Below are 24,115 nucleotides of genomic sequence, written 5' to 3' on the forward strand. Positions count from 1 at the left end.
AAAGCTTAAGTGTTGATTTTCTTATAGAGTGAAAGCCATCCACCACCATTCATTGCTTCAATTCCTTTGCTCTTTAAAATTGCAGTAGCAGATGCGCTTCTTGCACCACTGGCACAAACGCATATTATAGGTGCATCCCAACTCTTTATTTTTGCAGCATTGGTAGCTATTGTCTGTAATGTTATATGCTTAGAGCCTGGAATAGCGCCGTTATCATATTCGGCTTTTGATCGCACGTCTATAATAACAGCATCTCTACTAAAGAAGTCGTCAAGTTTCCGCTGTTTCTTACCGAAAAAACTACTGAATAACCCCATTATCTTCCATTACTAAACTTAGTCCGTCTTTTATAAGATGTGCAATATTTGCTCTAGAAATCATGAGGGATTCTAGGTGTGCTAGCACTTCCTTATTTCGCGTAAGCTCAAATATTTCAAGTGATAAAAGCCAGTCAGTAGGATATTGCTTTTTGACCGTTTCAAATATACTTAAGAGTGTTGTTTCTTGTGGGTTTCCAATTTCTCGTTGAGCTCTTACTTCCCTGTAGAATTCGTTAAGTTTTTTGTCCTCTTCAGATAGTTCGTGCTGGATGGTAGTGGTAGTACTCACCTGACTTTTTATCTCAAAAGAATCATGATCTGCTGCTCCTGCAAAAGCAGAAACTACAGAGGTTCCTATGGCCATATCAAAAGGCCCATTCTTACGTGAGATAAGTTTGTCACCTTTGTATGAAACTTCGCAGCCATCAAAATGAACCACGAGCAAGGTTCCATCTACACTACGAGTACCAGTGGTAATCATTCCTGTCACGGTAATGCCACTTTCAAACTCAAAGGAGTTAATGCCGCCTTCATAAATTTCAAAAGCTTTAAGATCTCTTGGACTCATATTTTCGATAGCCATAGAGCTACGCTTGAGTTTCCCTAAAGGCGAAGAGAATCCTTTTCTAAAATGATCTGTTCCTAGTCCTATGAGCTCCTTACCTCTGTAAGAAAGGGCACTAGGTCCATGAGTTTCAAAATAAACAACACGGTTGTCTTCATCTTGAATCATGTTACTAAAATTCCCACTTACTTGCAGACCAGTGTTAAGCTCGATAGAGCCTAGCTGCTTACAATCTATAAGTTTTTGGACACCTCGCCATCCACCTCGTCTCAAAGCCATAGTCTCTGCAAATTCTTCTAGCACTTCCATTAAGTATCCAAAATCTGGAGTAACAAATAGCTGAGGTTGCATTTGTGTGATATCAAATTCTTGATAAGCAGCATCTATGCTATATGGTAGTTTCTTTACAGCATCTGTAAGGCAATGTTTGCTCTCACCTAGAGATGATAATAAGCCAGCGCCATATAATTTTGGATCTTCTAGTGTTCCTATAAGTCCGTACTCTACGGTCCACCAGTGAAGGTTTCTTATAAGTGCAATTTCAGACGGTTCTACCGTCATTTGCTGAAGTCGATTTACCTCATCTTCGGCAGCGTCTATTTCTTCTTGAGCAATACCTTCAGCTTCTTTTAAAATAGATAGCTTGCGCACTGCTTCATACATATCCATATCATGTGCATTTGATATGGCACGAGCACCTATTTCTCCAAATCTGCGCAGATATTCCGCATAATCTGGACTAGCAATAATAGGAGCATGACCAGCACCTTCATGTATAATATCTGGTGCAGGTGTGTATTCTATATTTTCTAGTTGGCGTATGTCACTAGCGATCACAAGCACCTTGTATGCTTGAAATTCCATAAAAGCATTAGGAGGTATAAAACCATCTACCGCAACAGCAGCCCATCCTATTTCTTTAAGGATACGATTCATCCCGTACATAGAAGGGATGTTATCTATAGAAATCCCTGTTTTTTTAAGACCAGACATATAGCTCTCATGAGCCACCTGACTTAAATGAGCTACATTTTTACGCATCACATATCTCCACACCGCTTGGTTGATAGGAGTGTATTGATCATAATCTTGCGCCTTGATATATTGTCCTAAATGCTTAGGCAGACGATCTAATAACGGGTTTGATGTAACTGGTATTTCCATAGAGTAAATTTACAAAGAATTGGTCGTGATTAAAATGCTTTCCTAAATCGTTTGCGTTAAATTATTTTTGGGTATCCGCTTTCGCGAAAATGTGAGTTGGCAAAACACGCATTACTCCCTATTTACCTATTTTTACCTAACATTAATATCAGCTATATACAATGACACAACCTTACGTAAAGACATTAAAAGCAAACGGAATCGCTACAATTACATTTTTTCATCCAGCACATAATAGTATGCCTAGTACTGTACTTGCAGACCTCGAGAGCGCAATACATAATAGCGGAGAAGATGATGATGTAAAAGTAATCATACTGCAAAGTGGAGGAGAGCGTACTTTTTGTGCTGGAGCTAGTTTTGATGAACTTAAAAGCATCGAAGATAATGTAGAAGGAAAGGAATTCTTTATGGGATTTGCACGTGTAATACTCGCTATGCGCTCTTGTCCTAAAATTATTATAGGTCGTATTCAAGGTAAGGCAGTAGGAGGTGGCGTAGGCCTAGCAGCTGCAACAGATTATTGCTACGCTACTAAGTATGCGAGTATAAAACTAAGCGAACTCACCATAGGTATAGGTCCATTTGTTATTGCTCCTGCTGTTGAGCGTAAGATAGGGTTGAATGGACTAAGCAACTTGACACTAAATGCAACAGAGTTTTACAGCCCAGAGTGGGCAAAAGAAAAAGGACTGTATGCAGCACTTTTTGAAACCTCTATTTTAATGGATGAGGCGGTACAAGCACTAGCTGTAAAACTTGCTTCATACAACCCAGAAGCGGTTACCGCTATGAAAAAAGCATTATGGGAAGGAACAGACCACTGGCCATCACTTCTAGAAGAACGCGCTGAGATGAGTGGTACTTTAGTATTAAGTAAGTTTACAAAAGATACACTGGGAGCGTTGTAACTGAGGTGATAATACCAGTCAGAAACTTTATATATTAAAAAAGCACCCCTAGGGGTGCTTTTTAAGTTTAAGGGCTAATTCAAACAATGTTTTAATTTCCTACTACTTGTGGAGGATATACACCTAAAATTTCTTGAACGATAAGATTAATGCGTTCTTCACGCTTATCTACGTCGCCAGTAACTAGTGGTGCTGTACCTTGACCTTGCCAGATAAGCTGATTTTTATTTGCGTCTATTAAGTCAATGTATAAAGTACCCTGAGTAGATCTTGCAACGGTATTGTTATTAAAACCACCATTCCAGCCCCAAGGGCCTCCCCATGGTCCCCAGAAACCTCCCCAACCTCCTCGGAAGCCAAAGTTGTTTTGGTACACATCAATACGTTCTTTAGCTTTTGTAAATATGCTTACAAGCACCGTAGGATTTTCAGATTTTGTAAAACCTTTTGCCATCATCTCAGATTCAATAGCGCGGAGAACACGTTTTTTATCTAGATCAGAAATCTCTGCTTTGTCTATTCCTGGTTTGTAAAAAGCAAAGGTTTTGTACTCGTTAAAGTTTGTTTCTTTGTCGTAGTCAGAAGCTACGCGCACAGTGCTACATGAAGCCAGTAAGAGTACGGCTCCTAGCAATGGTAAAAGTCTAAGTGCTTTCATAGTAGTTTGTTTTTAAAGATTATTTATAAGCGGTTCTGCACAAAAATTGATAATACTGCTGCAAGATTAGGGTCGTAATCATAAGGTGATTGTTCTATAAGGTAACAATCCTTTAGTCACTTATCCTGCTTTACCAAACACTTCTTTTATTTGTCTAGTATAAAATGATTGATTTTAAGCATCTTTCAGATTATTAAAATTATCAATTATCGTACCAAAATGGCTGTTTAAGATAAGCACATTGGTCTCATCAACAAGGTGATGGAATATATGTAACTAAAATGTAGTAATTGGTGTGTAGAATTTTTCGCGAAAGCGTACTGTATATAATACCTTTATTTACTTTTAAAAGAACTTAGTTCTGGCTGTTGGTTTTCTTGCTATACCCATACGGACAATGACGGCAACCGCTCTCACAGCAATAACCACGTTTAAGGTGATATTGTTCTGTAAAACATTTGTAGCCCTCTGGCGTTAGGTAGTAATCGCCATCTTCTATAGGGATATGTTTTTTTAAGTAGGACATATTACAAAGATAAGGATACGGCATAGACTTTGAATAACGTCTATAGTATTAGTAATAACGTACAAGTATTAAGTAGATCTTAAGATATTGTATGTTACAATTAATTTATTTTTGACCTATGTTTTTAATTGTAAATAAGTATTTATTGCGCAAACGCTTTGTGGGAGTAACCCTCTGGCCATTTATTGTGATGCGCACTCCAGAACTTAAGGAGGATATTGTATTTATTAATCACGAGAAAATCCACATTAGACAGCAAGCAGAAATGCTTGTGCTGCCATTTTTTATATGGTATGTAATAGAGTATTTTATAAGACTTATACAATATAGGGATAACTATGTGGCTTACCTTAATATAAGTTTTGAAAGAGAGGCTTATGCTCGTGAGTGCGAGCTTAGCTATCTAGAAAATCGTCCTTTTTGGAGTTTTCTAGCGTATCTTTAACCCGTGAATCTTACTTCAGAAAATCAATTTATTTCAGAAACAAATGGACGCTCCCTTTCTATTAAAAGGGAAGACTTACTGCATCCTACAGTTTCTGGAAACAAGTTTAGAAAACTTAAATATAACCTTATACAAGCCCGAGAAGATGGTTTTGAAACCTTACTCACTTTTGGAGGCGCTTACTCAAACCATATTGCTGCTACAGCTGCGGCTGGGCAATTAGAAGGTTTTAAAACTATAGGTGTTATACGCGGAGAAGAGCTAGGTGTTAATCTTGCTAAGACGCTTGAAAGCAATCCTACGCTGGCATTTGCATATGAGTGTGGGATGAAATTTCACTTTATATCAAGAGAAGAATACCGAGAAAAAGATGAGGTACACTTTCGCGGAAGCATAACAAAAACCTTTAATAATCCGTTTATAATTCCCGAAGGCGGAACCAATGATCTCGCTATTAAAGGTTGTGAAGAAATCTTAACTGAAGATGATACATGCTTTGACTATATATGCTGCCCCATAGGAACAACAGGAACTATTTCTGGCATTATAAATAGCCTGAAGCCGCACCAGAAGGCATTGGGGTTTCCAGCTCTCAAAGGAGATTGGGTAGCAGATGAGGTGAGAAAATATGCAAAAAATGAGCAGTGGGAGATTATTGCCGACTATCATTTTGGGGGATATGCAAAGGTGAATGGTGATCTCGTGAGCTTTATAAATGAATTTCACGCTGAGCATCAAGTTTTACTAGATCCTATTTATACGGGTAAGATGCTTTATGGCATTTCAGAGCTTATGAAAGGTGGGTATTTCCGCGAGAATTCTCGTATTTTAGCCGTTCATACGGGAGGTTTACAAGGAATTGCAGGAATGAATATCCAGCTAGCCAAAAAAGGGCTTCCACTGATACACTAATTTTATGTTGAAACGTTTTACCATACTCTTGATTATAGGAATACTGTCCGTAAGCTGTGGTGGTTCTAAAAAAGCCACACGTTCAAAAAAAAGAACAAAAACTACACGTACCATCGAGAGAAGGCAGCCATCTCCAAAAGTAGCTGAAGCTGCTACTCCAGATAACAATCTTGATAATGGTGTAAATCCAGTTCCTAAAGGTGGTGTTAATGGATATATAGATGCTTTTGCAGATATTGCTAAGGAAGAAATGGAATTGTATGGCATCCCAGCTAGTATTACACTAGCGCAAGGTATTCTTGAATCTGGAGCGGGAAAAGGAGAACTAGTTTTAAAAGCAAATAACCACTTTGGTATTAAGTGTCACGACTGGAAAGGTCAGACTGTTTATCATGATGACGATGAAAAGGGAGAATGCTTTAGAAAGTATAGTTTACCTAAATTTTCTTACAGAGATCACTCCTTATTTTTGACAGGAAGAAAACGTTATACAGATCTTTTTAAGCTACCTAAGGATGATTATAAGGGTTGGGCAGAAGGCTTGCGCGCTGCTGGTTATGCAACAGATAAGAAATATCCTCAAAAACTAATTAGCTTAGTAGAGCGTTACGAGCTGTACCGTTATGATGGGGAAGTTTTAGGAAAAGATGTTGCAGATTATAAGAAAGTTACAGACAATAATAATCAACATACCGTACAAAAGGGTGAAACGCTTTACCGCATTTCTCGTAAATATAATATAACGGTGCCAGAACTTAAAAAATGGAATGGTATCGATAGTGATCAGATCTTTGAGGGTCAAGTTCTTTTTATCAAACCTTTTGATAGAGGGTATTAAGGCTTCAAATTCTTTAATAACAAAAAAGTACATAACTGTGCAATGCAAAATGTACAGACAATAAACAGCATTTTTAGATGATTTATAAAAGAAGTAGTGAGCTTTTTGTAGCAGCTCAAAAAGTAATACCAGGAGGAGTAAATAGTCCCGTAAGAGCTTTTAAATCTGTAGGAGGAGATCCTGTATTTGTAAAAGAAGCAAAGGGAGCTTATTTATATGATGAAGATGGACGCAGACTTATTGATTACATCGCTTCATGGGGACCTATGATTTTAGGTCATGCGCATAAACCTGTGGTAGATGCTGTTGTAGAAAAGGCACAAAAAGGAACTTCCTTTGGGATGCCTACAGAGATAGAAACAAAAATAGCCGAGCTTGCCATTTCTATGGTGCCAGGTATTGATAAAATACGCTTTGTAAATAGTGGTACAGAAGCTTGCATGAGTGCAGTGCGTCTTGCTCGCGGATTCTCAGGAAGAGAGAAGATTATCAAATTTGCAGGTTGTTACCACGGTCACTCAGACTCATTTCTTATACAAGCGGGAAGTGGAGCGGTAACCTTTGGTTCTCCTAATAGTCCAGGAGTAACCGCTGGTACAGCAAAAGACACCTTACTGGCAGATTATAATAACCTAGATAACGTAAAAGAACTTTTTGAAGCAAATCCGGGTGAGATTGCTGCAATCATTATAGAACCTGTTGCAGGTAACATGGGATGTATCCTTCCAGCCGAAGGATTTTTACAAGGATTACGTGAGCTATGTGACGCACATGGTGCGCTACTCATTTTTGATGAGGTAATGACAGGATTTAGACTAGCAAAAGGAGGTGTGCAAGAGCTTATGAATGTTCGTGCAGATATTGTCACTTTCGGAAAAGTAATAGGTGGTGGACTGCCTGTAGGAGCTTTTGCAGCTCGCACAGAAATAATGAGTCACCTTGCTCCAGAAGGACCAGTATATCAAGCAGGAACCTTAAGTGGAAATCCGCTAGCGATGGCTGCCGGTCTAGCCATGCTTACAGAGTTAAATAATAGTGATGTTTTTGAAAGCTTAGCAAAGAAAACGGAGTATTTGCATAAAGGAATAGATAAAGCCTTAACTGATAGCGGAGTTACCTTTACTATAAACCGAATTGGCTCAATGATTTCTGTACACTTTGCCGAAGGTGCAGTGACAGATTTCAAATCGGCTGCGGTGGGTGATAATGATACGTTTAAGAAATTCTTCCATGGATTACTTGAAGAAGGTATTTACATTGCACCAAGTGCCTATGAAAGCTGGTTTTTAAATGACGCTCTCTCTTACGAAGATCTTGATGAGACGATTGCTGCAGTAGCAAAGGTGGGGAAGACGTTGTAAGACGTAATCATTAAAAGTGTAGCTCTCAATCTCAAATAAGTTTTTTATCTCATTTTATAGACATGAAAAATATTATCGTATTAGTTCTTGTATTGTTTTCTTTCTCAATTGAAGGCCATGCACAAGTAGATAGAAGAAGTGAATTTGTTTTTGAAGGTTCCATACCTGAACATAAACTGGCATTTCTGAAGGAAAACTATAATTGGAAAGCAGGCACCAAGCTTATTATTACTTTTAAAACATTTTTAAGCACCTGTCCGCGCAATCAATATCGAGTAATTGATAATGATTGGAATGATGAGTTTTATAGGAAATTAGCATTGAAAAATGTCACAAATATTTACATCTCGCTTGAAGATAATCTATTAAGAAAGCTTACAAAGTCTAGAAAAGACTTTTATGAGGACAAGGATGATTTTTTCACCAAAACGTTTAACTTAAAAAGTGGAAGACATTGTTATGCTCTTATGATGATTAATGAAAAGGGTTCATTTATGTTGAGAGTTGGAGAATATACAGAAGCAGATATAACTGACTTCTCAAAAATTCTAGAAGGAGAACAACCTTAATCATTTATCAAAGTTACTATTAAATAAAAACGGCATCCCAATCAAGGATGCCGTTTTCAATCTAAAAATAAACCAATCAATCAAAATTATTTATCCCCTCTGCGTGATTCTTTGTGACCTCTTTTTCCTTTGTCACCACGCTTTCCTTTTCTCTTAGCATTCATTCTTTTAAACTGCTTGAATTGGTCTTCTGTTAAGATACTTTGCATTTTTTCTTGCATAGCAATCTGCTTATCTAGACGCTCATTCTGCATTGCGTAGCGTTGCTCTTTTGTAAGCGCTGGCTTTTCTTTATTTGCCTTGCGCTCTGCTTGCATCGCTTTGCGATCTTTTGCTTGATCAAGAAGTACGGTATACACTTTTTTAGACTGGTTATCGTCTAGTGCAAGTGCAAGTGTCATCTTCTTTGTACTAAGTGTAGCAACTTGTTCTGCGGTCATGTCATTACCTCTTCTTTCTTCTCCAGATCTTGGGCCTCTTTGTGCAGACATTGATACGGTCGCAAGTACTAGAAACATCATCATTAACTTTTTCATTTTTTCTATTTTTTAATTGTTGAACACTTATATGACCCTAAAAAAAGAGGAAGGTTTAATGATTATAATTTTTTGTGACTTTGTTATGATTTTGTCAAAGCACGCTTTCGCGAAAGCGTAACCCTATAAATCATCTGTTTAAATAAGAAATTGACATCCTAAAAATGAACCAAAAAAAACAGCCAGCAATCATACGATTGCTGGCTGTTTTAAAAAGTAAACTATTGTAAGTATTACTTAGGATCAAGTATCATGTTGATACGCTCTACAAGATCTTCTGAGTGTATGCGGCTCATACGGTCTCTAAGTCGGTTGTTTTGTAAATCACGTTTAAGATCTTTAAGTTCTGCACGTACTACGGCACGTATATCACTCTGACCTACATTAACTCTAGTCCCGCTAAAGAAACGACCACCACTTTGATCTTCTGTCATGATAAACGCAAGACGTTCTACATATGCACGCTGTAAGTTACGACGGTAAATATCTATCGCCTGGCGGCTTCTCAACTCTGAGAATAAACCAGCTCTTAGGTCAGACATCATAGTAACTAGTGAGTATGCATCTGCATCGTTTAATGCTTCGTTTTCAAGCATACGAGCCATACGTCCAAAGTCTAGAAGGTTGTTAAGTGTTCTAGTCTGGAAACCTCTTACTCGTTCTACACTTCCAGCATTTTCAATCTTGTCAAAAATGTTATTGTCTAGTAACCACTCTGGTGTGTCAAAGAGTTGTGTCTGTAAGAAATCTAATGCTTCTTTTTGTTTTGCTTTTGGTACATGTGTGTATACCGCTCCTTCTTGATCATACGTTTTATACATTTCATATACACCACCTACGTTACCAGCAACGTGGCCCATGTAACGGTTGTATTGTGATAGTACTTGACCATACATTTTATCTAGCTCATCGTAGTTTTGACCTTCTTCTGCTGTCCACTCGATAAGGTTAGGAACTATACGTTTGAGGTTTGCAATACCATATGTACTTGCTTTCATAGCATCATCACCTAGGTCTTCTGTTTGTGAACTAGGATCAATCACACCTCTTTGTTGTCTTCCAAAACGGTACATAGGATCTCCCGCATGTTCAAGAATCCAGCTGTCTAGTGTTTTCTTCTCGTCTTCTGCACTTTTTGCAGATGGGATAGGGCGGTAACCCCAATTGATAGCATATTTATCGTAAATACCTATGTTAGGCATTAAGGCTACATCACCATCTCCTGGTTGTGCTACATAATTAAAACGTGCATAATCCATGATAGATGGTGCAGTTCCATATTTTTTAGTAAACTCAGGATCACGTAAATCATCTACCGCATAAGCAACACTACTTCCCATGTTGTGTGGAAGTCCGAGTGTGTGACCTACTTCGTGCGAACTCACAAAACGAATTAATCGTCCCATGATTTCATCTTTAAATTCGTTGCTACGAGCTTCTGGGTTGATAGCTGCTGTCTGTACAAAATACCAGTTGTGTAATAATGTCATTACATTGTGGTACCAGTTAATATCACTTTCTAAAATCTCTCCAGAACGTGGATCACTTACGTGAGGCCCATTTGCATTAGGAATAGGAGAAGCTAGGTAACGTACTACACTATAACGGACATCTTCTGGACTCCAGTCTGGATCTTCCTCTACAGATGGAGGATCGGCAGCGATGATGGCGTTTTTAAAACCTGCAGCTTCAAAAGCTACTTGCCAGTCTTCTATACCTTGTTTGATATATGGCACCCATTTCTTTGGAGTAGCACGATCTATATAATAAACGATTTGTTTTTTAGGCTCTACAAGCTCACCGCGATTAAAGGCAGCAAGATCTTCGTCTTTTACCTCAAGTCTCCATCTGTCTAGGTAACGTATAGTTTTACTCTTTTGTAAGTCTAGACCATAATCTGTTTGACCACGTCCAAACCACCCTACACGCTCGTCAAACATACGGCGTTGCATAGGCTCTTTTGGTAATAAGATCATAGAGTTGCTCATCATTAATGAGAGTGTTCCCGTTGCATTATTAGACGGCAAAGCGCTACCACTATATGTTTTTACACTACGCACCTCAATATTTTGCGGGTAGCTTCTTATTGTGTCTATGTAAGATCGTTTTCCGTCAAGCTTCGTCACTTTTAAGTCTTTACGGCTTCTTTGTGGTAAACCTAGAGGCTTAACATCTGTCTCAAATAACGGACTAGCATCAATAACAATATTTTTGTTTCCAGATACAGAATCCTTCTTATAAGCCTTTACATCAAAAGCGTATAAAACAGGCTCAAAGTTACTGTTCTTTACAGCCTCAGAAATAGGAAGTGAGTCTGCAGCATATACTTGGTGTGATACCACACGTAATAATACTTTTTTATCTTTTACTTCCCAACGTAACACAGAAGTGTTTTGTTTTCCACCACCAAAGCCTAAGCCTCCTGCAGTTTTTGCAATACGAGTCACCATGAGCATCTCACGACCCATAAGTGAATCTGGGATCTCGTAAAAATATTTGTCATCTAGTTTGTGTACAGTAAAAAGACCTTCATCAGTCTTTGCATCTTTTGTGATGACTTTGCCATAAGGTTTAATGGCATTTTTACTGTCTTTTGCTTTTGATTTTGAAGCACTTGCCTTGCTGGCAACTTTAGATTGTGACGTGCTACAACTTGCGATAGTAATGGCAAATAGGGTTGCCATCACATAGGATAATTTTCTTTTCATTCGGTTGACCTTTTTTGGTGGGTAAAAGGTACAGACCAGCAGCTCCCTATATTGTTAAGGAAATCATAACAAGGCAAGTGTAGTCTCATAAAGTTTTGTATTATCTAGCGTAGCCTTTATCCACGCAAAGAAACTCACCATAAAAATATCTTCATTTTTTAAGGACGCTACGGTAAATTGATTCATTACGCTTTCGCGAAAATTTGATTCCTTCACAATAGTCGGGTCATTAAAAATCTGACTAAACACTTTTATAAAGCGTTCCAATCTCACTTCCGAAAGGATGATCTTTTTGTATTTCCGTTTGAAACTACGTAGTTGTGAGTGCACGAGGTCAATATATTCTAGCTCATAGTAAATGATTAATGACAATAAATCTCTTTTAATCATCCAGTCTATGCCTAGTCGTTCCTCATACCAACTATCGGTATGTTTAAATTTATTAAGCATACTTAAAGCAGCTTTGTGCTCGCCTTGCTGTGTGAGAAAGACTACTTGTGCGAGCAATACATCTGGATCAACCTTCTTTGTTGATGTTGAGATGTGGTTGTCAATGGCGGTAATAGCAAGAGAGGAAGTACCACTGTAATTTAAAACGAAGGAGTTTATGAGAAGCAAATTTTCGCGAAAGCGGGACTCCCACTTTCCATTTTCAGCATTCATCTCGGTATTCATCAACGAGAGATAATGCGTTGCTTGTGCAAAATCGCGCACTCTAAAGTGAGCATTTGCCATAAAGTAGAGCACCTGGATGTGATAAAAGCGTTGCTTTTCTTGAACGTTTTCCTTCTTCTTTATGAGATTATAAGTGTGTGTGATAAAAGGCAGTGCCTCGCCAAAATTGTGATCTAAGTGTGCTGCGGTGTTTATAATCTCTAGCAGCTGGTACAGAGATTTAAATGTGAAGGTCTCGTTGATTTCAATATGAAAAGCAGCGAGTATCTCTTCTACCGTTTTCTGTATCCCTTTCTTTAATAGATGTTCATCAAATATGAGTATGCGCTTGATGTGTGCATATGCCATGTTGAGTTGCTCTTGCTGTATAAATCGCTGTTGGTTTAGTTGTGCGGCTTGTGTGAGCTCTTGTAAATCTACCTCTGGATGAAGGTGACTGTATTGGAACTGGGTGTGGTAACTTTCAATAAGAGCCGTGTGTAAATCAAGATCTTTTGCTTTTTGAGTCGCTTTTTTTAAGAGTTTTTGTGCAGGTTTATGGAGATCTTGCTCATAGAGAATACGTGCTGCGAGTATCCATTTAAAAACCTGCATATCATCTGAGGTTTCATTTTCAAAATTTTGAGTGGCTATAAAATCAATGAGACTGTCTTGTAGCCTTTTTGATAGCGCATGATACGCATTACGATTTGGGCTTCCATATAGTAAGATATCTATATCCTTAAGAGGCGTTCCCTTTCTTATAAGGTTGTATAATGTGAGATTCTTTGTGTCTGATCTTCTATTTTTTGAACGTAAATAGGCCTTGAATAACTTACTGCCCTCTGTAGAGAAAGATTGTATGATAGCCGTGATGTCCATTTTAAATCGTAAGGTTTATTTGTTTTAAAGATAGGTAATATAGTAGTTAAAGAATATTTTATTCTATTGATATCATAAGTATTGTTGAAATATTTGATTTTATTAGCTGCTACATAGCTGCATCTTTGTTCCGTAATCAAACAACAACAATCATGGAAAATCAATTTGAAACACAAGTAACAGAAAAGAAGAGTAAAAAGAAAGAACCATTTTCAAACAAGCCTACAGGAGCTTTTATAAGTGCATCATGGAGTGCATTATTTGTGGGGATAATATCCTTTTGTGTAGGACTATGGAACGCAGATATGTACCTCAATGAAAAGGGATATTACTTTACCGTATTATTATTTGGACTATTTGCTGTAGTGTCTGTACAAAAAAGCGTGAGAGATCGACTAGAAGGAGTGCCAGTAACAGATATTTATTATGGTATAAGTTGGTTTGTCACCATCGTCTCTATTTTATTACTCGTGGTAGGTTTATGGAATGCAGATCTAGATTTAAGTGAGAAAGGATTTTATGGAATGTCTTTTACATTAAGTCTGTTTTCGGCCATAGCGGTACAAAAGAACACGAGAGATGTAAAATTTATAGATAGTCTTAATGACAACTAGCAAAAAGCGACATCCCTCGGGTGTCGCCTTTTGTTGTTTGATAAAACCCAATGCTTCTTAGGGAGTATTGGGTTTTTATATGAACAGTGAGGGAAGCTGTTTATTTACGCTTTCGCGAAAACGTAATTACCTGAATATATCCTCGCTGTACCAAAAGTAAAAACCCGCACACTACACCTTTTAAGCACTATGTACGGGTTCTTTGATCTTTAAAAATGCTCTTAGGGAAAAGCTATTTCTAAAGAATGTTGAACTATATCCTTTTATTCGGCAATAAGTTCGGAGAGTACTTTCTTAAATAAATCTACAGGTTGTGCTCCAGTAACTGCACTTTTTCTATTAAAAACAATGGTAGGAACTGAGTTTACACCTAAGTTCTTCCAGTAACCTTGTTGCGTTCTTACATCATAACGAGCTTCTTCATTTTCAAGTAAAGCAATACCTTCCTCTGCATTTAAGCCTACATCAAGAAGTGCTTGTTTTAAGACATCTCTTTGTGATACATCTTTACGTTCACTAAAGTAAGAAGCGGTAAGTCGCATTTTTAATGCTGTTTGCTTGTCAAATTTCTTTGCATACTCTAATAATACATGTGCATCAAAAGTGTTTACAATTCTCATGTCGTCAAAATAGTCAAAGGTAAAGCCAAGCTCATTTCCAGCATCTACTAGTCGTTGTTTAGACTCTTTTTGTTGCGCTGCCGTTGATCCATATTTTTCTGTGATATGCTCATCTACGTTTTGACCTTCGGCAGGCATTTGAGGGTTTAACTCAAACGGTTGCCACTCTATCTCTACTTGGTCTTCAATACCAAGTTCTGATATTGCTTTTTCAAGTCGTTTGTAACCTACGGTACACCATGGGCAAACTACATCTGAGACGATATCTATTTTTAATTTTTCTTTCATCATTTTACAAAGCTATGATTTCACTTATTTGTAATTCTCCTTGCACGTTGCTGTAGTTTTCAACATCTGCTGCAAACTTCTCTTGGTGTGGCGCAAAGCTTTCTTGGAAAGAAGCAACACTATCAAATTTTAAATGAGCAATCGCTACATAAGGTGCAAGCTCTCCAGGCGCTCTTCCAGCAATTCCTACTTCTAATTCTAATCCCTTTAATGCGTCACCTAGTGATTCTTGAATCATAGGTAAGTGGCTATTTTTATAATAGTCGGTGTCAAATTTTACACGCTCACTATTAGGGTACATTACAGATACTTTTATCATGATCTATGTTTTTAGTGTGATGGTACTTCTTAAAAATCTGAAGTTACGATGTTGTCAGAAAAGTTTTGATATTCTTTTTCAAACTGCTTTGCCATGTCATCTGGAAATAAGTGAAAATCTCCAGCTTTTAATGCGCTTACAATTCCTTCAGAAATTTCGGAAGTTGTAGCTCCATTTTCAAAGCCTGCCTTTTCTGCCATATCTGTATCTACTGGTCCTGGGTGTACACTTAGTACATTAATTCCTCGCGGACTTAACTCTGTGCGAATTCCTTGTGTCAAAGAATACGATGCTGCTTTTGATGCAGAGTATGTAGAGAGTTGAGAGAAGTTTTTGATAGAAGCAATAGAGTTCAATTGTACAAGCGCTCCTTTGTTGCTTTCTAACGTTTTCGCGAAAGCGTTTGCAACACGTACTAATCCAAAAGCATTTACCTGTAGCTGATTAAGAAAATCTTCTTCTACATCATCACTTATGATAGACTGTGGTGTCCCTATACCTGCATTGTTTACTACTACATCTACATCTGTAGCGTGTTCTGCTAGTGTTTTTATAGAGGCTGTGTTTGACACATCTGCTTGCAAAGTGACTACTTTATCACCATACTTTTCTTCTAGTTCTTTTGTAGAGTTTGTATCACGTACCGCTAGATATACTTTCTTTGCTCCGTGGTCTAAAAATGACTCCACAATCGCTTTACCAATACCTCTATTTGCGCCAGTGACTAATGCTACTTTATTTTCTATTGAAATACTCATATGATTTGTTTTAAAGAAGCCTTCCTACAATATTGAGGAAGGCTTATTATTAATTAAGTTAGGGGAGTTACTTATTTTTTCTCCCAAGCAAACTTCTCAAATGCAGCATCTACAGGTGTGTTTGCGATGTGATTTGTGTAGTTACTTATTACTTTTTGAGATAATCCTAAGATGATATCTAGCACTTGTCTTTCTCCATATCCAGCTGCATAAAATGCAGTAAGATCTTCTTGAGAAACGTTACCACGGTTACGTGTAAGCGATAAAGTGAATGTACGTAGTGCTTCTAGTTTTGCATCTTCTAGTGGAGTCTCGTTACGTAAAGCCTCGATGATTGCGTCATCTACTTTCATCATTTTTGCTATACCTGTGTGTGCTGGTACGCAGTAGTGACATGCATGCTCTACGTTAATTGTTTGCCATACTACCGTTAACTCGTCTGCGTTAAATGAAGAGTTTGTAAATAACTCATGTAGCTCTTGGTATGCTTTTAAGATCTGTGGAGACTCAGCAAGCACTCCGTGTAATCCTGGAAGCATCCCGAAAGACTTTAAAGAATTTTCTAATAATGGCTTACTCTCTTGTGGAGCACTCTCGATGTTGTGAACTTTTAATGTTGTCATAATAGCAATTTTTAATTTATGTTAATTATATCTAAACGTTCGTTTAGTTTTAGGGTAAAAAAATAGTTAGATGTTTTTAAACGTCATCTCTATGTAATCTTCAATCTCTTGTGTTGTATTTACTCGTGAGGCAGCTGCTAGGCCATGTTTGGCTAGTAAAAGAAAATTTGCTTCTCGCATAATGGTTTCTTCATCTTTACTACCGTCCATTCTCAGTTTTTCAATAAAAAGCTCCTTTATACTACTCATAAAGGAATTCATCTCTTCTTGAATCACAGCGTCTTCACTTGCTGCAAACTCGTTATAGGTATTTGTAAGTAGGCATCCGTTGCGCGATCCGTCGCGGTCAATGATGGTCACAGAGTCTATAAAAAACTGCTTGATATCTTGCACTCCGTTTGTACCGCTAGCAAACTTCTTAATGATAGCGCCTACCTTTTCTTTGTAATAAGCTAAGCTTGCCATAAACAGACCGTGCTTATTTCCAAAACTCGCATAGATTGAGAATTTATTAATACCCATCTCCTTCTCTAGCATTTGCATAGAGGTAGACTCGTAGGTATTTTTCCAGAACAGATTCATAGCCTTTTCGACTACTTCACGCTCATCATAATTCTTTTTTCTAGCCACTTGTTTCTTATTACTGTGCAAAACTAACCAACCGTTTAGTAATTAAAAAGGGTTTAACAATTATTTATGTAATGGCCGTATTATAAATAGAAAATCCCCATCATATAGATGATGAGGATTGTAGGTGATAGGTAGTGATGGTGGGTAATTACGCTTTCGCGAAAGCGTAACAACAATTCTTAAAATCTATGCTTATGGTTTTACCTGCTCCCAATAATTATACAAGCCTTTCTTAAGAGGAAGGTATTTTTTAGGCATATCCTTAGCAGGTGAAAGGGTGAAAGAAATACTGTCCTTAAAGTACCAGTAATTATCTCGCAGTGCTCCATTAGTGGTTTTAATATTCCACGCTGGGATATTAATAATAGCATAGGAGCTATCTTTTTCTACGTAGTCTATTCCAAAATCTTTAAGCTGCTCCTTACTAACATATTTGAACTTGAGTTTAATATCAAGTTGCTTTGCTTCTTTACGGCTCACTATTTCAGAAGTGGACCAAGCGTAGGTGTCAAACTTTTCCTTTAAGGTAAGGCGCTTTTCTTGTGCTTGTGCATTTCCTATTCTGTAGAGGGTGTTTCTAATCTTTAGGCTGTCTTTTTCATTGCTTACGAGTGCAAAAACATTCTGTTGATCTACCGTTATAATTTGTTCTGCTATGTCAATGTGTACCGCAGTTTCTTCTGCCACAATGGTACTATCGTCAACGCCAAAGAAAGTGCCAAGCGCAAAGAATATAATTTTTATTACCTCCATAGTATTCCTATTTAAGTTACTTCAAAAATAGCTATAAAGATTGAGTTATCAGTCTCTTAGGTGGTGGTGATTGGTGGTAAGATGTCCCTTACAGAACGATAGAAATAAGGTTGCGCTCTTGCAAAAGCGCAACCTTATTAAAATACTTAATCTATAGAAGCAAAGTATGCTTTCACCTTTGTGATGTGTGCTGCTTTCTCATCTTCGGTAAGCCAGCTTGCTTTAAAACCATTGATAGCAAGTTGCATGATGTGCTCCTTAGATAAGTTTAAGGCACTTGCTGTCTGGTAGTAGTTCTCATTCATGTATCCGCCAAAATATGCTGGATCATCAGAGTGTATCGTCGCAAGAATCCCTTTATCTAGCATCTGTGCTACTGGGTGTTCTTCCATCTTGTCAATCACTTTAAGCGCTACATTACTAGTAGGGCAAAGCGTTAACGGAATTTGCTCTTTTACAAGACGCTCCACAAGGGTGTCATCACTTAGGCAGCGATTACCGTGATCTATACGCACAACGTTTAGTACGTCAAGTGCTTCCCAAATATAATCTGCTGGGCCTTCTTCACCGGCGTGTGCAACTAGTTTGTAACCTTCTTTTGCCGAGGCTTCAAATACGTTTTTAAATTTACTAGGGGGATTTCCTTGCTCAGAAGAGTCAAGCCCTACACCATCTATCCACGCTTTGTATGGCTGTGATTCTTCTAGTGTTTTAAAAGCAGCTTCCTCGCTTAAGTGTCTCAAGTAAGACATGATAAGTTTATAGGTAATACCGTATTCACTTTTTGCTTTCTCAAGCGCATTGTAAATCCCAGTGATTACTGTTTTAAAAGGAACACCGCGATCTGTGTGTGTTTGTGGATCAAAGAACACCTCTACGTGTACCACGTTCTCACTATGTACTTTGGTAAGATATGCCCACGTAAGATCATAAAAATCTTGCTCGTGTAAGAGTACTTGTGCACCTGTATAGTAGATGTCTAGAAACTCTTGAAGGTTATTAAATGTATATGCCTTTTTAAGTGACTCAATAGAATCATAAGCAAGGGTGATGTTATTGCGCTTTGCAATCTCAAACATCAATTCTGGCTCAAAACTACCTTCAATATGGAGGTGAAGTTCTGTTTTTGGAATGCCTTGTACAAGGGTTCTTAGGGGAGTATTATTCATTGTAGCTTTTTTTTTGTGGCTACAAAGGTAGGGTTATTTGTATGAAGTGGTTTTATTGGCCTTGAGTTGCACGTGAACTAGCCTTATGATAAATACGCTTTCGCGAAAGCATAACCACCCACATTGCAATATTCTGTACATGAAAAATAATCTAAAAAGTGATCGTGATGCGGAATATTTGTGGTAAAATATTCTGATTATAGTGTTTGATTTTATTGAAAGCTATAAAAAGGAGGAAAGCTATTCTTAATGTCTATTTTTGCAAAAAATTAGAAGGGGAACAGATGTTAGATTATGTAGTAATAGGAGGAGCACAAGCTGGATTATCTATAGCGTACCATTTAAAAAAGATGGGTAAGAACTACGTGGTGGTAGATGGTGATAAAGAAATAGGAGCGTCGTGGTTAAACAGATGGGATTCCTTAAAACTATTTACCCCTACCAAATACAATCATCTGCCGGGTTTAAAATTTGACACTCCTAAAGGTCATTACCCAAGTAAATATGAAGTAGCAGATTATTTTAAGTCTTATGTGTCGATTTTTGAGATCCCTGTAAAACTCAATACATTAATTACTTCTATAAGTAAGACGGCAAAGGGATTTATCCTCACACATAAGGATGGTGATCTTGAAGCAAAAAATGTGGTGGTTGCCACAGGTCCTTTTCACACGCCATACACGCCACCTTGTAATACTAAGATTGCAGACAGTATCACGCAGATGCATAGCAATTACTATAAAGGACTAGATCAATTACAAGAGGGCGATGCGCTCGTAGTAGGTGGGGGAGACTCTGGATACCAAATCTTAAACGAACTTTCAAAAGATGGTCGCAGGAAGGTCTTTTTCTCTGGGGATACTACGGTAAAATCATTGCCGCAGCATATTTTAGGGAAGTCATTGTGGTGGTGGTTTACTGTCACAGGATTTCTAAGTTTTAATAAATATAGCTGGATGGGTAAGAGGATAAGCTCATTTACTCAGCCTGTTATAGGCACAGATGTAAAAGAAATTCTTTCTAGAGACAACGTCATTATAAGCGGCAGAACTAAAGATGCCATGCATGAGGAAATCATCTTCGAAAACAAGAAAGTAGCTAGTATTAAAAACATCATATGGGCAACTGGATATCGCCCTAATTTTCAATGGATAGAGGGCTTAGAGCTTGATGCAGATAGTTATCCAAAAAACCGCAGAGGTGTAAGCAACATCGATGGCCTGTATTTCTTAGGCCTACCGTGGATGTACACTCGCGGATCTGCAACCTTAGGCGGAGTGTCTAAGGATGCGCTTTATCTTGCAGACTTAATTGATGCAAAGGGGTAACTAGCTTAACTCCGTTTATGGTAGTGCAATAACTAGTAGATAGCTACTAATAACGCTTTCGCGAAAATAGCTTTTATATCATTCCTTCTCAGGAATCAAATTACCGTTGGTGTCATAGCGTTTAATCTCTAGACGGTTGCCTTCATTATCATAGGTAACCATCATTTGTAGTGTACCATCTTTGTAGAAAGATTTCCAGGCGCCTTTTTTCTTAAAGTAATCGATGCCTGCATATTCCCCTTGCTCCTTGATACTGCCGTTCTTGTAGAAAGACGTGTACACGCCTTTCTTGTTACCTAGCGCATCAAATTCTTGAGAGGTAAATAGCGTTCCATCTTCATAATAAATATTGAGGTTGCCGGTAAAGTCGCCTTTATCAGTATAGGTAGCATCTAGTCTCAAGTTGCCATTGCTGTGATATTCTGTATTACTTATAATCACACCTTCGCTGCTATAGGTAGTTTTTGATTTGAGTTGGCCATTTTCCCAATACCCCATCCAACTGCCTACACTTCGATTCTCTTTATAAACTCCTTTAGATCTTAGTTGGCCGTTACTGTAATAATCCTCGTAAGGGCCATCCATACTATAGAAACCTTCACTCGCATAAGAACCTTTAGTTTGCAACTGCCCGTTGTGGTAATACATTTTAAAAGGGCCTACTGGTTTATCTGTGCCATTGTAGGTAAACTTGGTATCGACAGTTCCATCCTTTCTATAATAAACCCACTCACCCGTAGGGAAGCCAGCTGCATTTTTGAGACCGACACTTTTTTTCTCACCCGTATTGAAATATTCAACTACTTGGTTTTCTTGAGCCCTGGTGATGTGAGTGCTTAGGAGTAGGAGGAAGATGATGAGGTAGGAGTAAGGTGGCCGCATTGACACGTGTTATTTTTTTATCTGAATAGTATGTTGATAATGATACTCGCTAGTGCTATAATGATAAAGGTTGTTTAATCTACATATGTTTTTGAGTAACTTTTTCTTTAACAAACTCAGTCGCTTTTTTAAAATTGTCAGTACCTATTTCCGATTCTCCTAGAATGAAAGCTAAATTAGTCCCGACATCGATATCAAGAAACAGGTTATTCTCAATCACTCTATGGCTTTTGAAAACCTCCCATTTTATTTTGGCTTCATATTTATGATCTTTATATCTAAAGAAGAGGTCGTCAAATTCCCACAAGTGATTTTCATTTGACCCTTTTTGTTTAAGAATTTCCGCATTCATTAAATCTAAATAGGATTTTTTACTTTTCTGGTAAAATTTATAGTAGGTGTAAAAATTCATTAAATAATGAATTCCAATTGCGACTAGCAGAAAGCCAGTATTGTTTTCTCCATATATGATTAATCCACCAACTAGGATCATTGGAATTGCTAAGAACAGACATTTTCTGTTATTATTAAAGTTCTTCTTCCAAGCAGTGTTGAAATTTAGAAGCATTTGTTGGTTATAAATCTCTTCATTAAATGGAATTTCGAATATCATTTTGTTGAGTTGGTTTTGGTAGCTTATAAAATAATAGCAAACCCATGTTTTACATGGACTTGATTTTTAGCGCGGTTCTTTGTCTTACATAATTATTTTTCAACCGAGGTTTCCCAGCCATCATATTCACCATTAAAATTTTTTGCTCTCTTTCTCAAATCAGACGTGATAGGAAAAATAGAAGAAATGTCTACGTTATCTACTCTAGAAATTTGTAGTTCAAAGGGGAGATTTGTTTCTTTATTAATTCCGGCATAGTGCACTATAAAACCTAGTTCAATTAATTCTGCTTTACACTTATTCATTTCTGTTTCTTTAGTAAAATAAAGCCAATGGTTAACTCTTCGTGCCTTAATTAGATCATCGCCAGCCTCTTCTAAATTTCGTAATACAGATTGGTCCGCCATATAATTTAAGGTCTCTTCATTTGGATAAAGGAAATCTAGATAGTAATCCCATTCTTTGTCCTCTTTAATGTTAAGGTAGAATTTATACTCTGGATATTTGATTTTATAGAAGCGCTCAATTTTTGAAATAATATTCTTTTGTTCTTTAAGATAAAAATATTCAAGTCTCTTTCCATTATGCATAAATGACCCAACTAGTACGAAATCAGTTTCGGGTTGTATTATTTCTATTAGTTCGTCAGCTGCATTGTGCAATACACTAAAAATTTCATTTTCTGGAAATCCATTTTCTTTAGATGTTTCATAAACTAGTCCGGTTACCAGAACATAATTGAAGTCTTGCATTGGAGCAATATCAATTAAATCCATTCTTAACGTAGTGGAACCTGGCTTTCCATTTTCATATGACGCCATATAAGTATCCCAATGCTCCTCTGAATTTTGTCCAATCATATGTAAAGATGTAAGTAAGAATATTAATAAGATTGTAAGTAATTTTCTCATTTTAAAAATTGTGTAAGTTTCATTGTAAGAAATATGCTTTTCGTGAATGTTTTATTCAAGGTAAGTCGTTACCCTTATTTCTTGAATTATCCATTGTTGGAAAATTCTATTTTAGCTAAAGTCAAATTAATTAAATGTTTGTAGTAGTTCCTTATGTAACTCTGTTTCATTAATTCGTACAAAATCAAATATTGGCCATTCCAAATAAAACTCTCTATTTAATTCCTCCATGACAACTGCTTTTTTAAATAAACCAGATAAGTCTTTATGGTCATCATTTAAAATTTTAAAGGCAATTTTAAATATTGGGGTTGCTGTGCCTACTTTCATTGTTTTCAAAACTTTAGCTAAATCTTTGTTGCTTTTAGATTTTTTCAGGGCTATTGCATGATTCACTTTAATGCGAAACAAATAATCTTCTTGATTTTCATTTTTTGCAATAATTTGATTTGAATATTCGCACATTCTTCGCACTGCATCATTATTTTTGAATTTTAAGTCTTCAAATGTTTGTAACATAATTTGATAAATCGCATTGTCAATATTATCCTTATCCCATTTCCCCCAACAATTAAATAGAAGTAATTGACCAGCGATTTTCAATTCATTGCAACTATTTTCAAAATAATCTTTTTGAACATGAATAGGTTCACCAATTTTGAAGTCATAAGGATTGCCTGTGCGAGTTATATATTTCTTGTTGACAATTGATGAATTGTGAACAATCAAATGTCTCCTTTCTCTTATTTCAATAATTTTATTCCAATTAATTAAGTCATTTTCTAATGAAATAGAGAGTTGTTTCTCAAAATGAATTAGAAGTTCATTAAATGTCTTTTCTACTATAATACTTTCTACTTCCTTCAAAATTAAATTTTTTGTCGCCTCCTCTATAGTTTCAAATTCATTTAATTCCTTTAGGGTTAACCTGAATTCTTTTTCATCTAATGAGTTCTGATATTTATTATAGAAGTAACTCAGTAAATCAGTTAGAAGATATTCGAAATAATTGTTGAGCATTAAAAAGGAACTTCTCGATAGTATTTCATAATTACGTGGAGATATATTAGGTCTTTTTCTGAAAAGGCTTAAAGCTTTTTTAATGTATTCATCATCTATTACTTCCTCTTCAGTGTCCGTTTCTGGATTGAGAACAGTTTTTTTATTACTTTCAAGATCCTCTACGACCTCTTCAAAAAATGATTCAAAGCTTTCTTTTATATTATCATCTTCACCCGTTGCTAAATTTCCAAATTTGCTGAAATATAATTTTACACTATTTAAATTCTCATTGTAAGAAAAGAATATTGATTGTACATTTTCAACAGTACCCACAGCCTCTTTCTTATCCAATAATCCTTTCTCTTCTTCACTCATATTCTCTCCTTTTTAATTAATTTTTTTATAAACCATATCACTAAAATACAACATCCCAACACACCTCCTTTACGGTTTGCCTTACTCTAGATTAATTAATTTAATAAATATGTATAATTAACAGCATCGAGCTAACCAATTCAAATTTTCGCGAAAGCGCATAAAAAAATCCCCACTTAAA

Annotated in this window: 26 protein-coding genes; 8 read left to right on the forward strand and 18 right to left on the reverse strand. The window is 36.9% G+C overall.

Going from position 1 to position 24,115, the window contains the following annotated elements:
• Window positions 1-5 precede the first annotated feature (5 nt).
• Window positions 6-317, reverse strand: coding sequence for a rhodanese-like domain-containing protein (locus KRODI_RS08055; protein ID WP_013751102.1), 312 nt, complete (start codon window positions 315-317; stop codon window positions 6-8).
• Window positions 301-2,049 carry an aromatic amino acid hydroxylase gene (locus KRODI_RS08060; protein ID WP_013751103.1) on the reverse strand — a complete coding sequence of 583 codons (1,749 nt, stop codon included), beginning with the start codon at window positions 2,047-2,049 and terminating at the stop codon, window positions 301-303. Before KRODI_RS08060 ends, KRODI_RS08055 begins: the two co-directional genes overlap by 17 nt.
• 161 nt (window positions 2,050-2,210) lie before the next feature.
• On the opposite strand from KRODI_RS08060, the gene KRODI_RS08065 reads away from it, so the two are divergent.
• Window positions 2,211-2,960 carry an enoyl-CoA hydratase/isomerase family protein gene (locus KRODI_RS08065; protein ID WP_013751104.1) on the forward strand — a complete coding sequence of 250 codons (750 nt, stop codon included), beginning with the start codon at window positions 2,211-2,213 and terminating at the stop codon, window positions 2,958-2,960.
• A gap of 91 nt (window positions 2,961-3,051) precedes the next feature.
• Here the strand turns inward: KRODI_RS08065 and KRODI_RS08070 are convergent, their stop codons facing one another.
• Entirely contained in the window at window positions 3,052-3,618 is a 567-nt protein-coding gene (locus KRODI_RS08070; RefSeq protein ID WP_013751105.1) for a DUF4136 domain-containing protein, read from the reverse strand.
• 355 nt (window positions 3,619-3,973) lie between these two features.
• Window positions 3,974-4,144: a DUF5522 domain-containing protein gene (locus KRODI_RS15605; protein WP_013751106.1), complete on the reverse strand. Its 171-nt coding sequence runs from the start codon at window positions 4,142-4,144 to the stop codon at window positions 3,974-3,976.
• A gap of 118 nt (window positions 4,145-4,262) precedes the next feature.
• Here KRODI_RS15605 and KRODI_RS08075 point away from each other — a divergent pair, with 118 nt between their 5' ends.
• The 5 genes from KRODI_RS08075 (at window position 4,263) to KRODI_RS08095 (ending at window position 8,269) form a co-directional block, all read left to right on the forward strand.
• Complete coding sequence (locus KRODI_RS08075; RefSeq protein ID WP_013751107.1) at window positions 4,263-4,589, forward strand: hypothetical protein; 327 nt, start codon at window positions 4,263-4,265, stop codon at window positions 4,587-4,589.
• A 3-nt stretch (window positions 4,590-4,592) separates the two neighbouring features.
• On the forward strand, window positions 4,593-5,501 hold the full coding sequence (locus tag KRODI_RS08080) for a 1-aminocyclopropane-1-carboxylate deaminase/D-cysteine desulfhydrase (RefSeq protein ID WP_013751108.1): 909 nt from the start codon (window positions 4,593-4,595) through the stop codon (window positions 5,499-5,501).
• A gap of 4 nt (window positions 5,502-5,505) precedes the next feature.
• Window positions 5,506-6,339 carry a glucosaminidase domain-containing protein gene (locus KRODI_RS08085; protein ID WP_013751109.1) on the forward strand — a complete coding sequence of 278 codons (834 nt, stop codon included), beginning with the start codon at window positions 5,506-5,508 and terminating at the stop codon, window positions 6,337-6,339.
• 77 nt (window positions 6,340-6,416) lie between these two features.
• Window positions 6,417-7,700 carry a glutamate-1-semialdehyde 2,1-aminomutase gene (hemL, locus tag KRODI_RS08090; RefSeq protein WP_013751110.1) on the forward strand — a complete coding sequence of 428 codons (1,284 nt, stop codon included), beginning with the start codon at window positions 6,417-6,419 and terminating at the stop codon, window positions 7,698-7,700.
• 62 nt (window positions 7,701-7,762) lie between these two features.
• Window positions 7,763-8,269 (forward strand): hypothetical protein, encoded by a 507-nt coding sequence (locus KRODI_RS08095; RefSeq protein WP_013751111.1) that lies wholly within the window; start codon window positions 7,763-7,765, stop codon window positions 8,267-8,269.
• A gap of 86 nt (window positions 8,270-8,355) precedes the next feature.
• Here KRODI_RS08095 and KRODI_RS08100 read toward each other — a convergent pair whose 3' ends face one another.
• From KRODI_RS08100 to KRODI_RS08110, 3 genes are all read right to left on the reverse strand, one after another.
• On the reverse strand, window positions 8,356-8,805 hold the full coding sequence (locus tag KRODI_RS08100) for a hypothetical protein (RefSeq protein ID WP_013751112.1): 450 nt from the start codon (window positions 8,803-8,805) through the stop codon (window positions 8,356-8,358).
• 233 nt (window positions 8,806-9,038) lie between these two features.
• A complete protein-coding gene (locus tag KRODI_RS08105) occupies window positions 9,039-11,513 on the reverse strand; it encodes a zinc-dependent metalloprotease (protein ID WP_013751113.1) in 2,475 nt (824 codons plus the stop codon).
• A gap of 63 nt (window positions 11,514-11,576) precedes the next feature.
• Window positions 11,577-13,049, reverse strand: coding sequence for a hypothetical protein (locus KRODI_RS08110; protein WP_013751114.1), 1,473 nt, complete (start codon window positions 13,047-13,049; stop codon window positions 11,577-11,579).
• A gap of 152 nt (window positions 13,050-13,201) precedes the next feature.
• Between KRODI_RS08110 and yiaA the strand changes: the two genes are divergently transcribed.
• Window positions 13,202-13,663 carry an inner membrane protein YiaA gene (gene yiaA, locus KRODI_RS08115; RefSeq protein ID WP_013751115.1) on the forward strand — a complete coding sequence of 154 codons (462 nt, stop codon included), beginning with the start codon at window positions 13,202-13,204 and terminating at the stop codon, window positions 13,661-13,663.
• Between the two features lie 263 nt (window positions 13,664-13,926).
• Here yiaA and KRODI_RS08120 read toward each other — a convergent pair whose 3' ends face one another.
• From KRODI_RS08120 to KRODI_RS08150, 7 genes are all read right to left on the reverse strand, one after another.
• On the reverse strand, window positions 13,927-14,571 hold the full coding sequence (locus KRODI_RS08120) for a DsbA family oxidoreductase (RefSeq protein ID WP_041295861.1): 645 nt from the start codon (window positions 14,569-14,571) through the stop codon (window positions 13,927-13,929).
• Between the two features lie 4 nt (window positions 14,572-14,575).
• On the reverse strand, window positions 14,576-14,890 hold the full coding sequence (locus KRODI_RS08125) for an EthD family reductase (RefSeq protein WP_013751117.1): 315 nt from the start codon (window positions 14,888-14,890) through the stop codon (window positions 14,576-14,578).
• A gap of 29 nt (window positions 14,891-14,919) precedes the next feature.
• A complete protein-coding gene (locus KRODI_RS08130; protein WP_013751118.1) occupies window positions 14,920-15,648 on the reverse strand; it encodes an SDR family oxidoreductase in 729 nt (242 codons plus the stop codon).
• 71 nt (window positions 15,649-15,719) lie between these two features.
• Window positions 15,720-16,271 carry a carboxymuconolactone decarboxylase family protein gene (locus KRODI_RS08135; protein WP_013751119.1) on the reverse strand — a complete coding sequence of 184 codons (552 nt, stop codon included), beginning with the start codon at window positions 16,269-16,271 and terminating at the stop codon, window positions 15,720-15,722.
• Window positions 16,272-16,337: 66 nt separating this feature from the next.
• Window positions 16,338-16,901 (reverse strand): TetR/AcrR family transcriptional regulator, encoded by a 564-nt coding sequence (locus KRODI_RS08140; protein WP_013751120.1) that lies wholly within the window; start codon window positions 16,899-16,901, stop codon window positions 16,338-16,340.
• Between the two features lie 192 nt (window positions 16,902-17,093).
• Complete coding sequence (locus tag KRODI_RS08145) at window positions 17,094-17,654, reverse strand: hypothetical protein (protein WP_013751121.1); 561 nt, start codon at window positions 17,652-17,654, stop codon at window positions 17,094-17,096.
• Window positions 17,655-17,800: 146 nt separating this feature from the next.
• Entirely contained in the window at window positions 17,801-18,823 is a 1,023-nt protein-coding gene (locus tag KRODI_RS08150; protein WP_013751122.1) for an adenosine deaminase, read from the reverse strand.
• A gap of 284 nt (window positions 18,824-19,107) precedes the next feature.
• On the opposite strand from KRODI_RS08150, the gene KRODI_RS08155 reads away from it, so the two are divergent.
• Window positions 19,108-20,151 carry a flavin-containing monooxygenase gene (locus tag KRODI_RS08155; RefSeq protein ID WP_013751123.1) on the forward strand — a complete coding sequence of 348 codons (1,044 nt, stop codon included), beginning with the start codon at window positions 19,108-19,110 and terminating at the stop codon, window positions 20,149-20,151.
• Between the two features lie 78 nt (window positions 20,152-20,229).
• On the opposite strand, the gene KRODI_RS08160 is transcribed toward KRODI_RS08155, so the two are convergent.
• From KRODI_RS08160 to KRODI_RS08175, 4 genes are all read right to left on the reverse strand, one after another.
• Window positions 20,230-21,033 (reverse strand): toxin-antitoxin system YwqK family antitoxin, encoded by an 804-nt coding sequence (locus tag KRODI_RS08160; protein WP_013751124.1) that lies wholly within the window; start codon window positions 21,031-21,033, stop codon window positions 20,230-20,232.
• Between the two features lie 79 nt (window positions 21,034-21,112).
• Window positions 21,113-21,646, reverse strand: a complete 534-nt coding sequence (locus KRODI_RS08165) for a hypothetical protein (protein WP_013751125.1) — start codon at window positions 21,644-21,646, stop codon at window positions 21,113-21,115.
• Between the two features lie 92 nt (window positions 21,647-21,738).
• Window positions 21,739-22,506 (reverse strand): DUF695 domain-containing protein, encoded by a 768-nt coding sequence (locus tag KRODI_RS08170; protein ID WP_158307004.1) that lies wholly within the window; start codon window positions 22,504-22,506, stop codon window positions 21,739-21,741.
• 177 nt (window positions 22,507-22,683) lie between these two features.
• A complete protein-coding gene (locus KRODI_RS08175; RefSeq protein ID WP_013751127.1) occupies window positions 22,684-23,934 on the reverse strand; it encodes a hypothetical protein in 1,251 nt (416 codons plus the stop codon).
• Between the last annotated feature and the right edge of the window lie 181 nt (window positions 23,935-24,115).

Origin of the sequence: Dokdonia sp. 4H-3-7-5 (assembly GCF_000212355.1) — a bacterium.
Lineage (GTDB): Bacteria > Bacteroidota > Bacteroidia > Flavobacteriales > Flavobacteriaceae > Dokdonia.